Here is a 13,015-nt window from a genome sequence, read left to right as displayed (position 1 = left end):
AAATTTAATTTGAAAGTATGACAGCGTTGGCTCGCCTTGCCGTATTATTTATACTGCCTGCGGCTCGCCGCCTTATCTTACTTTCAAATTAAATTCACTATATTCTGCAAGGAGCTGCCATGTCCCGCAAACTCATCTTCCTGCCCCTGATTACACTGGCACTCGCCGCCTGCAGCGACGACAAACCGCAACCGGCCGCCCTTTCCTGCGACAGCCCCGCCGTGATTCAAAGCATACGCGACCAGCTTCAGGAAACCGTCCGCCGCGAAGCCCGTGCCTTTATGCGCAACGACAGCCGCCAGTTTGTCGATGCCGACAAAATCATCGCCGCCGCCACCCAGCTCGACATCAGTCTGAACAATGCCCAAACCATACAGGACGGCAACCGCAGCCTGTGCAGCGCCGAATTGAGCGTCGGCATTCCCAACGACATCGCCGACACCGCCGCCGCCAACAGCCCGCTGATTTACGGTAGCAGCACCATCGCCGACATCATCGGCCAAAAAATCCTCGGAAGCCGTTTCAATTATAGCGGCAACCGCTTCAGCGTTCCCCTGCAATATCTGCCCGAAGGCGACAGCGTACGCTTTGAAGACAACACCGTCGCCCAGCTTGCCCAAAACGCTTCCGCCGCCCTGCTGCCCTACGGCGTGAAAAGCCTGCTGATGATAGACGGCAAAGCCGTCAGCAAAGAAGAAGCCCTGCGCATGAGCCGCAGCGAGCCGTTCACCGAGCCGCCCGAAGCCGACCCGCAGGATATTTTGGACAACAACGCCGCCGGTTTGGAAATGGAAGACGAACCCCTGCCCGACAGCGAAATGGACGAAAACACCGAAATCCTCAGCCCCGACGATGCCAAACCGAAAGTTCCCGCCCTCAATGCCGACGACTTGAGCGATGCCCGTGAGCAAAACCGTCAGGCCGAAGGCGAAATCAACCACGTTTGGAACGGTATGGAGCGGGAAGTGCAAAAAACGCTGGTGGAAGAACAGCGCAACTGGATTAAGCAGAAAAGCCGCAACTGCACCCAAAGCGCCGCCGGTGCCGACAGCCAGCCCCAAGCCGAATACCTGCGCCTGCAATGCGACACCCGCATGACCCGTGAGCGTATCCAATATCTGAAAGGCTACACCATCAACTGATTTGCCTGAAACCAAGCCGTCTGAAAATCATGTTTTCAGACGGCTTGGTTTTTTGCTTGGCGGCAAGCGGATTGATGGCTGGAATATCTGATTTTTATCTGGGGAATTGACCGCATTTCTGGCACACGCCAAATTCCCCCTAACGCTGCAAAAAGGCCGTCTGAAAAATACGTTTTATAGAAAACGGCATTTTCAGACGGCCTGATTTTATCGTAATCGGTTCAAACGCTTAGACTACGATATTTACCAGTCGGCCGGGGACGACAATGATTTTTTTCGGTGCTTTGCCTTCCATGAATTTCACTGCGCCTTCGTGGGCGAGTGCGGCGGCTTCGACGGTTTCTTTGGAAGCGTCGGCGGCGAGGGTGAGTTTGCCGCGCAGTTTGCCGTTTACCTGCACCATGATTTCGATTTCGGATTTCACCAGTGCGGCTTGATCCGCCTGCGGCCAGCCGGCTTCCCACAGTTTGCCGCTGTTGATTTCGCTCCACAGGGTTTCGCTGATGTGCGGGGCAATCGGCCACAGCAGGCGGGTTACGGCTTCCAGCACTTCTTGGGCAACGGCTCTGCCGGTTTCGCCCGAAGTATCGGTTTTGTCGTATTGGTTCAACAGTTCCATCACGGCGGCGATGGCGGTGTTGAACTGTTGGCGGCGGCCGTAGTCGTCGCTGACTTTGACGATGGTGCTGTGCAGTTTGTGGCGCAATTCTTTGAGTTCTTTGCTCAAACCGTCCTGATTGCCGCTGAATGCAGCCGCTGCTTTGCCCTGTTTCAGGTATTCGAACACGGTGCGCCACAGGCGGCGCAGGAAGCGGTGCGCACCTTCTACGCCGCTGTCGCTCCATTCGAGAGACTGTTCGGGCGGGGCGGCGAACATCATAAACAGACGGGCGGTGTCTGCGCCGTAAGCATTAATCAGCTCTTGCGGATCAACGCCGTTGTTTTTGGATTTGGACATTTTTTCCACTCCGCTGATAATCACGGGTTTGCCGTCGGCTTTCAGCGTGGCGGAAACGGGGCGGCCTTTGTCGTCGGTCTGTACTTCGACATCGGCGGGGTTAATCCAGTCTTTGCCGCCTTTTTCGTTTTCACGGTAATAGGTTTCGCAAACGACCATGCCCTGCGTGAGCAGGCGTTCGAACGGTTCGTCCACTTTGACCAAGCCTTCGTCGCGCATCAGTTTGGTGAAGAAGCGGGCGTAGAGCAAATGCAGAATGGCGTGTTCGATACCGCCGATATATTGATCGACCGAACCCCAGTAATCGGCGGCGGCAGGCTCAACCATGCCGTCTGAAAACTCGGGCGACATATAGCGGAAGAAATACCAGCTCGATTCCATAAAGGTATCCATGGTATCGGTTTCACGCTTGGCGGGTTTGCCGCAGCACGGGCATTGGGTTTCGTAAAATTCGGGCATTTTTGCCAACGGCGAACCCATGCCGTCCGGCACGACGTTTTCCGGCAGCACCACCGGCAAATCTTTTTCGGGAACCGGCACGTCGCCGCAGTCGTCGCAATGGATAATCGGAATCGGGCAACCCCAGTAACGTTGGCGGGAAATACCCCAGTCGCGCAGGCGGTATTGCGTTTTCGGTTCGCCCGCACCGCTGCTTTGCAGTTTGGCGGCAATCGCTTCAAATGCCGTCTGAAAATTCATGCCGTCAAATTCGCCGCTGTTGACCAACACGCCGTTTTCTTTGTCGGCATACCATTCTTGCCATTGGTTTACGTCAAAGGCATTGTCGCCGACGGCAATCACTTGTTTTTTCGGCAGATTGTATTTTCCGGCAAACTCGAAATCACGTTCGTCATGCGCCGGAACCGCCATCACTGCGCCGTCGCCGTAACCCCACAAGACATAGTTGGTAATCCACACTTCCAGCTTGTCGCCGTTGAGCGGATTAATCACGAAGCGGCCGGTCGGCACACCTTTTTTCTCCATCGTCGCCATATCCGCTTCGGCAACCGAACCGGCTTTGCATTCGGCGATAAACGCCTGCAATTCGAGTTTGTCCGCAGCGGCGGCGGTTGCCAGCGGATGTTCGGCGGCAACGGCAACATAAGTTGCGCCCATCAGCGTGTCGGGACGGGTGGTATAGACTTGCAGGAATTGTGCGTAATCGCCGTCCAAACCCTGTTTGCTGTCGTCTGAAACGGCAAAACGCACGGTCATGCCCCGTGATTTGCCGATCCAGTTGCGCTGCATGGTTTTGACCTGTTCGGGCCAGTGTTCCAGCTTGTCCAAATCGTTAAGCAATTCTTCGGCGTAATCGGTGATTTTGAAGTAATACATCGGGATTTCGCGTTTTTCGATTAATGCGCCCGAACGCCAGCCCCGACCGTCAATCACCTGCTCGTTCGCCAATACGGTTTGATCGACGGGATCCCAGTTTACCGTACCGTTTTTGCGGTATACCACGCCTTTTTCAAACAGTTTGGTAAACAGCCATTGTTCCCAACGGTAATATTCCGGCTTGCAGGTCGCCACTTCCCGATTCCAGTCGATGGCGAAACCCAAACTTTTAAGCTGGTTTTTCATGTATTCGATGTTGTCATACGTCCACGCCGCCGGCGCAACGTTGTTTTTCATCGCCGCATTTTCCGCCGGCATACCGAAAGCGTCCCAACCCATAGGCTGCAACACATTGAAACCGTTTAACAGTTTGAAACGGCTCAACACATCGCCGATGGTGTAGTTGCGCACATGCCCCATATGCAGCTTGCCGCTGGGATAGGGGAACATAGACAAACAGTAGTATTTCGGTTTGGACGTATCTTCGGATACATTGAACAAACGGGCTGCTTCCCATTTTTGCTGCGCCGCCGGTTCGATGGCGGACGGTTGGTATTGTTCTTGCATGATGTTTCTGCTTTATCGCTGATATTAAGAGAAAATTTAAGGGGGAATTATAGCAGCTAAATTTCAAAAATAGTGGACGATTTATCCGGCAAAATCCCCCGATAACACCCGATGAAGCCGTCTGAAAACCAATTTTCAGACGGCCTTGCCCACCGCCCACCCTCTTTTCACCAAGCACAACACAGATACCCCCTTGAGTTTTCCCCACTTTGCCCATATCTGCACCTCAGTTTTAACGACATCTGTATAACGAATAACATGAGCAACCAAGACTATTACGAAACCCTCGGCGTGGCCCGCAGCGCCGGCGAGGACGAAATCAAAAAAGCCTACCGCAAACTGGCGATGAAATACCACCCCGACCGCAACCCCGGCGACAAAGCAGCGGAAGAAAAATTCAAAGAAATCCAAAAAGCCTACGACACCCTTTCCGACAAAGAAAAACGCACCATGTACGACCAATACGGCCACGCCGCCTTCGAACAGGCAGGCGGCGGACAGGGCGGCTTCGGCGGAGGGTTCGGCGGCGGCTTTGGCGGCTTCGGCAACGCCCAAGGCTTCGACTTCGGCGACATCTTCAGCCAAATGTTCGGCGGCGGCGGACAAGGCGGCAGACAGCCCAACTACCAAGGTGCAGACTTGGAAGTCGGCATAGAAATCACCCTCGAAGAAGCCGCCAAAGGCCTCAAAAAACGCATCAACATTCCGACCTACGAAGAATGCGATGTCTGCCACGGCAGCGGCGCCAAACCCGGCACATCCGCCACCACCTGCTCCACCTGCCACGGCAGCGGCACGGTTCACGTCCGCCAAGCCATTTTCCAAATGCAGCAGACCTGTCCGACCTGTCACGGCACCGGCAAAGAAATCAAAGACCCGTGCATCAAATGCCGTGGCGAAGGCCGCACCAAAACCAGCAAAACCGTCGAAGTCAACATTCCCGCCGGCATCGACGACGGCCAGCGTATCCGCTTGAGCGGCGAAGGCGAACCGGGCCAGCACGGCGCACCGGCAGGCGATTTATACGTCAATGTCCGTGTCAAAGCCCACAAAATCTTCGAACGCAACGGCTTAGATTTACACTGCGAACTCCCGATCAGCTTCGCCGTAGCCGCCCTCGGCGGCGAAGTCGAAGTGCCGACCTTAGACGGCAAAGTCAAACTCAACATTCCGCAGGAAACCCAAACCGGCCGCCGTATGCGGGTCAAAGGCAAAGGCATCAAATCCCTGCGCTCCAGCGCCATGGGCGACCTCTATTGCCACATCGTCGTCGAAACGCCGGTCAATCTGACCGACCGCCAGAAAGAGCTGCTGGAAGAATTTGAAAAAATCTCCACCGGCCTCGAACGCAGCCAAACGCCACGCAAGAAAACGTTTTTGGATAAATTAAGCGAATTGTTTGATTGAAATTAAAACATTTGCCAGTGTTTGAAACAAAACCAAGCCGTCTGAAAAATCGATTTTCAGACGGCTTGGTTTTTCTGCAACTACTTTCTCAACTTGGCAAAAGCGTCCGCCATGGCGGTGTTGCCGATTTGCTGCTGCCGCTGCTGGCGGGGTTTTCCGCCCTTGTCGGCACGGCGGTTTTCAGACGGCCTGTTTTTGGGCGAGCCGCTTCCGGTTTCGTCGTCCAGCCGCATGGTCAGGGCAATGCGTTTGCGGGCGGCATCGACTTCAATCACTTTGACTTTGACCACATCGCCGGCTTTGACAACCTCCCTCGGGTCTTGAACAAAGCGGTTGGCAAGGGCGGAAATATGCACCAAGCCGTCTTGGTGTACGCCGATATCGACAAATGCGCCGAAGTTGGCAACGTTGCTCACGACACCTTCCAAAACCATGCCGACTTCTAAATCACTGATTTCATTAATTCCTTCGGCAAACGAGGCCGTCTGAAATTCGCCCCTCGGGTCGCGGCCGGGTTTTTCGAGTTCGTTGAGAATGTCGATGATGGTCGGCAGGCCGAAGCGTTCGTCAATAAAGTCGGCGGCACGGATATGTCGGATTTTGTCCCGATTGCCGATTAATTCGGCGGCGGTAATCCCCTGTTTTTCCAACATTTTGGCAACGATCGGATAGGCTTCGGGGTGGACGGCGGAAGCGTCCAAAGGTTCGCTACCGCCGTTAATCCGCAGAAAGCCCGCCGCCTGCTCGAAGGTTTTTTCGCCGAGACGGGGAACTTTGAGCAGTTGTTTGCGGCTGGCAAATGCGCCGTTTTCGTTGCGGTAGGCAACGATATTTTGGGCAAGGGTTTGGTTCAGACCGGAAATGCGTGCCAGCAACGGGGCGGAAGCGGTATTGACATCTACGCCGACGGCATTAACACAGTCCTCAACCACGGCATCGAGCGATTTGGCAAGCTGCGATTGATTGACATCGTGTTGGTATTGGCCGACACCGATGGATTTCGGGTCGATTTTCACCAATTCCGCCAACGGGTCCTGCAGGCGGCGGGCGATGGAAACCGCGCCCCGCAGCGAAACGTCCAATTCGGGGAACTCTTTTGCCGCCAGCTCAGAGGCGGAATAAATAGATGCGCCGGCTTCGGAAACGACAATTTTGTGCAATCCCATTTCCGGCAGGCTTTTCACCAGCTCGGCGGCGATTTTGTCGGTTTCACGGCTGGCCGTGCCGTTGCCGATGGCAATCAGTTTGACTTGATGCCGCCGAATCATGGCAGACAGGGCGGCGAACATATTGTTTTCTTGGTGCAGATACACAATCGCCGTATCCAACAGTTTGCCGGTGTCGTCCACCACGGCACATTTCACGCCGTTGCGGTAGCCGGGGTCGAGGCCGAGCGTGGTCAAGCGTCCGGCGGGGGCAGCCAGCAGCAAGTCTTTGAGATTTCGGGCGAATACGGTGATGGCATCGCTGTCGGCCTGCTCTTTCAGGCGGTTGAGTGCATCCAATTCCAGCGAGAGAAAGATTTTGGCACGCCAAGTCAGGCGCACGGTGTCTTTGAGCCATTTGTGGCCGTCTGAAATCCGGAATTGGCGGGCGATGATTTGTTCGTATTCGCTTTGTTCGGTAATCGGCGTTTCATCAGGCTGGTATTTCAGGGAAACGGTCAGCACGCCTTCGTTGCGCCCGCGCAAAACCGCCAAGGCACGGTGGCTGGGCATGGTGCAGACGGCTTCTCTGTGGTCGAAATAGTCGCCGAATTTTTCGCCCGCCTGCTCTTGTCCGGCAATCACTTGGGCATGAATTCCGGCTTCCCGCCACAATTTTTCACGCAAACCGCCAATCAGGGCGGCATCTTCGGCAAACTGTTCCATCAAAATCGCCCGTGCGCCGTCAAGGGCGGCCTTGGTATCGGGAACATTGTCGCCGATATAGGCTTGGGCGGCGGCTTCGGTATCCTGCGGCTGCTCGTTCAGCAGCAAATCCGCCAAAGGCTGCAAACCGTTTTCACGGGCAATTTGGGCTTTGGTTCGGCGTTTGGGCTTGTAGGGCAGATACAGGTCTTCCAAAGCGGTTTTGTTGTCGCACGCCGCCACCGCCGCCGCCAACTCGGGCGTCAGTTTTTGTTGTTCTTCAATGCTTTTCAACACCGTCTGCTTGCGCTCTTCCAGTTCCCGCAAATATTGCAGACGCTCGGACAAAGTGCGCAGTTGGGTATCGTCCAAACCGCCGGTGGCCTCTTTGCGGTAGCGGGCAATAAAAGGAACCGTCGCCCCGTCATCCATCAGTTCGACAGCAGCGGTAATCTGGGCGGCAGTAGCGGAAAGCTCTTGGGCAAGTATTTGGATAATATTCATATTTTCGGATATTTTTGGGAAAGCAAACGGGCATTATAGCCGAAACGGGGGGATTTTCCATAACGGCGGTGGGCAGACAGCGTATGGGCTTTCCCATAGCGGATTTAATTAATTTTCGATACAAGGCAGCAAGCCGCAGACGGTACAAGTAGTACGGCAAGGCACAGCAACGCCGTAGCGGAAGTTAAGTTAATCCGCTATATTTTCAGAGGCCAAGCCAACGCTGTAGTGCTTTGGGGTTATTTCACTACAGAAAAAATGCCGACACAAAGGCCGTCTGAAAATCGGGTTTTCAGACGGCCTCGCAGCAGAGGTTTACAAACCGGCGTTGTAATATTGATAGGCTTCATCCATCGTGGCGAATTGGTGCAGGCGGCCTTTGTCCAATACCATGGCGTTGTCGCAATACTGCTTCATGGCGCTGTGGCTGTGGGACACCAGAATAATCGAGCGGTCTTTGCGGCGTTCGAACAATTCGTATCGGCACTTGGCGGAAAAGCGGGAATCGCCTACGGCAATCACTTCGTCAATCAGATAACAGTCAAATTCGACCGCCAGCGACAGGGCAAATGCCAAGCGGGCTTTCATGCCCGAAGAATAACGTTTGACCGGTTCATACAGATATTGCCCCAGCTCGGAAAATTCTTCGGTAAACGCTTTAACGTAATCCATATCGACATCGTAAATCCGACAGATAAAACGCAGATTGTCCATGCCGGTCAGGCTGCCTTGAAATGCGCCGGAAAACGCCAGCGGCCACGAAATGCTCATGGTGCGTTTAATCTCACCCGAAGTCGGCGGTTCAACGCCGCTGATCAGGCGGATTAAGGTGGACTTACCGGCACCGTTGCGCCCCAAAATGCCGATTTTTTCGCCTTTTTCCAGTTTGAAGCTGATGTCGTCCAAAACGGTGCGCACGCCCTGACGGGTCTGATATTGCTTGGAAACATGTTCGACAGAAATCATCCCGGCTCTACCCCTTTACTGAATTTACGCACCATCGCCAAACCCAACAGCAGCAGCACCAAATCACACAGCAGCAGATACCACGGATTTTCATAAGTTATCTGGCTGCTGCCGAAATAGCCGGCACGGAACATTTCCGTTCCGTGCATCATCGGCAGCCACAAGGCATATTCCCGCACTTGGGAAGGCAGGTTGTGCAAAAAGAAAAACGCACCCGAAAGCGGCATCATCACAAATGTCAGCGTTCCCCAGATTTTACCGAATGCTTCAAACTGTACGGCCACCGAACAAATCACCAGCCCCAAACCGAAGGCAAACAGCGCCATCAAGAGCCACGCCAGCAGCATATAGAATACGTCCGCCGGCCGGTCTATCCACTGAATGGCAATCAGCGCCGACATAATCGCAATTTGGGCAACGGTCGCCCCCGCTACTTCCAGCAACATGCGTGCAAAAATGGTATCCAATACCCGCACATTGCGGTGATACAGCAGCGCAGCATTGGACGACACCGCCCCAATCGCACGGTTGGACGCATTGCGCCACATCATTAACATCGGATAACCGGTAATGGCAAACGCAACGATGTTCAACGTGGAAACATGATCGGCACGGAAAAATTTCCACATCAAAACAATCAGCAGCGTCATCATCAGCGGCTCGACAAACAGCCATAAAAAGCCGATGTTGTTGCGCCCGTAGCGGGTAATGATTTCCCGCATCATCAGCGCCCCGATTACTCTGTTCTGAATCCGCAGCGACTCTAAAAAAGAGGTTTCATGCAAGGCTTTCATCAGTTTTTATGCTCTCTGATGCTGGCGGTCAGCAGGCTTAAAATACCGTACACCATCAAACCGATTACCAAAGTGGCGATGATGTTGTAGATCCGTTCCGGTTTCTGATGGGTATCCGGCTCGCTCGGTTGGGCAATCACTTCCAGATACAGCTGCTGGCGGTCGGCTTCGGCTTTGGCGCTTTCCAAAGAAGTCATCGCCGCCGCCAGTTGTTTTTCTGCCAATTCGTTATCCAGATAGACACGCTGATATTCCGATGCCTGTCCGGTCAGCGAGCCTTTGCCGCTGCCTGAAATCGACTGCATCTGCTGGGCGATTTCTTTGCGCAGGCTTTTTTCCCGTGCCACCAAACCCGGAATCTGCGGGTTTTCCGGTGTAACCGCCCGCACTTGGTCAAGCTGGGTCTGAATCACAATCAGCTCATCCTGCAGTTTGGACACCAGCCCCAGTTGCACTTCCGATTGCGATTTCAAATCGAATACGCCGTTTTTAATCCGGAATTCGGTCAGGTGGGCGGAAGCGTTTTTCACATTTTCTTCCGCCTGTTTGACTGCTTGTTCGGCATAATGCACCGTATCCCGCCGCGCCCGCTCGTTGAGCTGGTTAATCAGCGCCTCGCCCTGTTTCAGCAAGGCTTGGTTGATTTGTTTGGAATCGGCGGCGGAAAACGACGTTACCTGCAATAAAGAAATGCCGGAAACATTATCGAAATCGACATGGACTTTGCCGCGGTAATATTGATAAAACGCTTCGTTTTCGCCATTGAAGCCAAAGCTGTTGAAACGGCTGATCAAATCGCCTTTTTGTTCGTAAAAATCACGCACCGGCAAGGTTTGGTTCAACATTTCCAAAGCCGAGCGGGATTTCATATAGTCCTGCACGGTGTAGGAATCGTCTTGGGCACGGGAGAAACCCGTTCCCTGCAAAATAGCGCCCAAACCGTTCAGGCTGCTCTGGCTTTTCGGCGAACGCACCACAAAGCTGGATTCGGACACATATTGGTCGGAAGCAAACAAACCGAAATACGCAATCGAAAAAGCGGTCGGCAAAACCACTGTCAGCCACATCAGCGGGTTGATTTTTTTCAACGGAGAAAATTTGGCCGGTTTTTTGTTTTTTCCCGCCGCAGTTTCGGCGGCAAGCACTTGTTCAGACATGATTGATTTCCATTAATGGGTCAAATTGTTGATGCTGTTTACGCTGCTGACCACAGGCGAGAACACAAACGACAGGAATTTGCGTACTTCCGCCAGCGGCGCATTCGATACATACACAATATCTTTGTCTTTAATCGGGAAACGCTGCAGCCAGAACAGGGAATGGGCATCGGTCATATTGACACGGTACACCACCGGAATTGCCGCTTCAAAGCCATAGCCCTGCGCCAGCCATTTTTCCTGATTTTCAGACGGCAAATCCGCCAGCGGCGTATAACGGAACACAAACACGCCCCGTGCATCGGAACGCCAGTCCTGCAAACCACCCATCCGGCCCACGGCTTCCGCCAGCGACAGACCTTTGACGGAAAAACGGATTTCCTGAGTCGTACCGACTGCGCCCATAGACGTAAAGCTGCTCGGATTGGTAATCAGGGTTACAATATCGCCCCGGCGCAACAGGATATTCTGTCTCGGATTAGCAACCAAATCTTCCAGCGCCACCGTTTTCACCACATTGCCCCGTGTCAGCTGCACATTGGTATCCTGCACATTGGCACTTGAGCCGCCCACCGCCGCCACAGCGTCCAAAATCCGTTCTCCGGCGGTGGTCAGCGGCATACGCACGCTGTTGCCGGCACGAATCACCGACACTGTCGCCGCATGATTCTGCAGCAAACGCACCACAACTTGCGGCTGGTTGGCCATCTTTTTCAGACGGCCTTTGATGATGTCCTGAATCTGCAGCGGCGTTTTCCCCGCTACCGGCACATCGCCGACAAACGGCACCGACACCGAACCACGGGCATTGACAATCTGTTCGGGCAATTTGGTCTGTTGGGCGCTGCCCGAACCGGTATTCGACAAACCGCCGCCGAACAACACCGCAGGCGGCGCTTCCCAAATCATAATATCCAATACATCGCCGATATTGACCGCCCCGTTGGACGCATAACCTTCGCCCAACTGGCTGAACGATTGATGGCTTTGCGTCTGATACAGACTGTTTGCCACCTTGCCGTCCACATCAATCAGTTCCACTTCGGGAATCTGCGCATTCTGCTGCACCAATGCACCGACCTGTCTTGCCGACGGGCCGGAAGACGGCAATGCCGAACAGGCGGCCAATGCCGCTGCACAAACCGCCGTCATGATGCTTTGTTTGATGAATTTCATGGATTCACACCCGATATTTTGAATAAATAAACGCATTATAGCCCACAATGCCGCCCGGTTGTCATTTCCCACACCCCATCGGCCGAAGCATAAGCCCGATATTCTAACAACTTCCCCTTATCCGTGGTAGTTCGACAACAACCGTTGCCTGAAGAAGGGATACCGAGATAGGCATCAACATTCAAAATCACTATAATGTTCGGAATAAATATGCCACAACTGTCCAACCCAAACATCCAAACGGAGATGATTCCTATGCAACCGATTAAAAAAGCCGTTTTCCCCGTAGCCGGTATGGGTACCCGTTTCCTGCCGGCTACCAAGGCCAATCCCAAGGAAATGCTGCCGGTGGTCGATAAGCCGCTGATTCAGTATGCCGCCGAAGAGGCCGTGGCTGCCGGTTGCACCGAGTTGATTTTTATCACCGGCCGCAACAAACGCAGTATCGAAGACCATTTCGACAAGGCCTACGAATTGGAAGCGGAGTTGGAAGCACGGGAAAAACGTCAGCTGTTGGACTGCGTACGCGGCATTCTGCCCGATCATGTCAGCTGCATCTTTATCCGTCAGGCGGAGGCTTTGGGCTTGGGACACGCCGTCTTATGCGCCCGTCCTGCCGTCGGCAACGAGCCGTTTGCGGTGATTTTGGCGGACGATTTGATTGATGCGCCGCAAGGTGCGTTGAAACAGATGGTGGATATTTACCATCAGAGCGGCAACAGCATTTTGGGGGTGGAAACGGTTGAACCTTCGCAAACCGGTTCATACGGTATTGTCGAAGTCGAGCAGCTGAAATCTTACCAACGGGTAACCAATATTGTGGAAAAACCGAAACCGGAAGTTGCGCCGTCCAATCTGGCCGTGGTCGGCCGCTATATTCTGACACCGCGCATTTTCGATTTACTCACCGACCTTCCGCGCGGTGCCGGCGGCGAAATCCAACTGACCGACGGCATCGCCCGTCTGTTGGATCACGAATTTGTGTTGGCACACCCGTTTGAAGGTACCCGCTACGACTGCGGCAGCAAGCTGGGTTATTTGGAAGCCACCGTCGCCTACGGTTTGAAACACCCCGAATTGAAAGACGGTTTCCAAGAAATCTTGAAAAAATATCTGTAATCCTGCGTTTCCCCAAACAGATACGCATTCGGAAGCCGTC

The 13,015-nt window shown here is 53.8% G+C and carries 9 protein-coding genes; 3 read left to right on the top strand and 6 right to left on the bottom strand.

The genetic code is table 11. From position 1 onward, the window contains the following. Window positions 1-119: 119 nt before the first annotated feature. Window positions 120-1,142, top strand: coding sequence for a lysozyme inhibitor LprI family protein (locus PJU73_RS09360; protein WP_237090367.1), 1,023 nt, complete (start codon window positions 120-122; stop codon window positions 1,140-1,142). Window positions 1,143-1,371: 229 nt separating this feature from the next. Here PJU73_RS09360 and leuS read toward each other — a convergent pair whose 3' ends face one another. Then, window positions 1,372-4,002: a leucine--tRNA ligase gene (gene leuS, locus PJU73_RS09355; protein WP_237090368.1), complete on the bottom strand. Its 2,631-nt coding sequence runs from the start codon at window positions 4,000-4,002 to the stop codon at window positions 1,372-1,374. Between the two features lie 258 nt (window positions 4,003-4,260). On the opposite strand from leuS, the gene dnaJ reads away from it, so the two are divergent. Beyond that, window positions 4,261-5,409: a molecular chaperone DnaJ gene (gene dnaJ, locus PJU73_RS09350; protein ID WP_237090369.1), complete on the top strand. Its 1,149-nt coding sequence runs from the start codon at window positions 4,261-4,263 to the stop codon at window positions 5,407-5,409. 80 nt (window positions 5,410-5,489) lie between these two features. Here the strand turns inward: dnaJ and PJU73_RS09345 are convergent, their stop codons facing one another. The 5 genes from PJU73_RS09345 to PJU73_RS09325 all read right to left on the bottom strand — a co-directional run bounded on the left by PJU73_RS09345 (window position 5,490) and on the right by PJU73_RS09325 (window position 11,856). Next, window positions 5,490-7,763, bottom strand: coding sequence for a Tex family protein (locus tag PJU73_RS09345; protein WP_237090370.1), 2,274 nt, complete (start codon window positions 7,761-7,763; stop codon window positions 5,490-5,492). A gap of 315 nt (window positions 7,764-8,078) precedes the next feature. Next, window positions 8,079-8,729, bottom strand: coding sequence for an ABC transporter ATP-binding protein (locus PJU73_RS09340; RefSeq protein WP_237090371.1), 651 nt, complete (start codon window positions 8,727-8,729; stop codon window positions 8,079-8,081). Then, on the bottom strand, window positions 8,726-9,523 hold the full coding sequence (locus tag PJU73_RS09335) for an ABC transporter permease (RefSeq protein WP_237090372.1): 798 nt from the start codon (window positions 9,521-9,523) through the stop codon (window positions 8,726-8,728). Before PJU73_RS09335 ends, PJU73_RS09340 begins: the two co-directional genes overlap by 4 nt. Next, the gene (locus PJU73_RS09330) at window positions 9,523-10,680 is read right to left on the bottom strand and encodes a capsule biosynthesis protein (RefSeq protein ID WP_237090373.1); all 1,158 of its coding nucleotides are present in this window, start codon (window positions 10,678-10,680) and stop codon (window positions 9,523-9,525) included. Before PJU73_RS09330 ends, PJU73_RS09335 begins: the two co-directional genes overlap by 1 nt. Before the next feature lie 12 nt (window positions 10,681-10,692). Further along, window positions 10,693-11,856, bottom strand: a complete 1,164-nt coding sequence (locus PJU73_RS09325) for a polysaccharide biosynthesis/export family protein (protein WP_237090374.1) — start codon at window positions 11,854-11,856, stop codon at window positions 10,693-10,695. A 255-nt stretch (window positions 11,857-12,111) separates the two neighbouring features. On the opposite strand from PJU73_RS09325, the gene galU reads away from it, so the two are divergent. Continuing rightward, window positions 12,112-12,975, top strand: coding sequence for a UTP--glucose-1-phosphate uridylyltransferase GalU (galU, locus tag PJU73_RS09320; protein WP_237090375.1), 864 nt, complete (start codon window positions 12,112-12,114; stop codon window positions 12,973-12,975). The last annotated feature ends 40 nt before the right edge of the window (window positions 12,976-13,015 follow it).

Source organism: Neisseria lisongii (genome assembly GCF_028463985.1).
Lineage (GTDB): Bacteria > Pseudomonadota > Gammaproteobacteria > Burkholderiales > Neisseriaceae > Neisseria > Neisseria lisongii.
Note: the sequence above shows the minus strand (reverse complement) of the source record. Positions and strands in the feature narration are given on the sequence as shown.

What these genes read in the sequence shown, in the direction of transcription:
- PJU73_RS09335 (WP_237090372.1), bottom strand. Translation starts at nt 9,523, where the DNA reads ATGAAAGCCTTGCATGAAACCTCTTTTTTAGAGTCGCTGCGGATTCAG.
- PJU73_RS09360 (WP_237090367.1), top strand. Translation starts at nt 120, where the DNA reads ATGTCCCGCAAACTCATCTTCCTGCCCCTGATTACACTGGCACTCGCC.
- PJU73_RS09340 (WP_237090371.1), bottom strand. Translation starts at nt 8,729, where the DNA reads ATGATTTCTGTCGAACATGTTTCCAAGCAATATCAGACCCGTCAGGGC.
- PJU73_RS09330 (WP_237090373.1), bottom strand. Translation starts at nt 10,680, where the DNA reads ATGTCTGAACAAGTGCTTGCCGCCGAAACTGCGGCGGGAAAAAACAAA.
- leuS (WP_237090368.1), bottom strand. Translation starts at nt 4,002, where the DNA reads ATGCAAGAACAATACCAACCGTCCGCCATCGAACCGGCGGCGCAGCAA.
- PJU73_RS09345 (WP_237090370.1), bottom strand. Translation starts at nt 7,763, where the DNA reads ATGAATATTATCCAAATACTTGCCCAAGAGCTTTCCGCTACTGCCGCC.
- PJU73_RS09325 (WP_237090374.1), bottom strand. Translation starts at nt 11,856, where the DNA reads ATGAAATTCATCAAACAAAGCATCATGACGGCGGTTTGTGCAGCGGCA.
- galU (WP_237090375.1), top strand. Translation starts at nt 12,112, where the DNA reads ATGCAACCGATTAAAAAAGCCGTTTTCCCCGTAGCCGGTATGGGTACC.
- dnaJ (WP_237090369.1), top strand. Translation starts at nt 4,261, where the DNA reads ATGAGCAACCAAGACTATTACGAAACCCTCGGCGTGGCCCGCAGCGCC.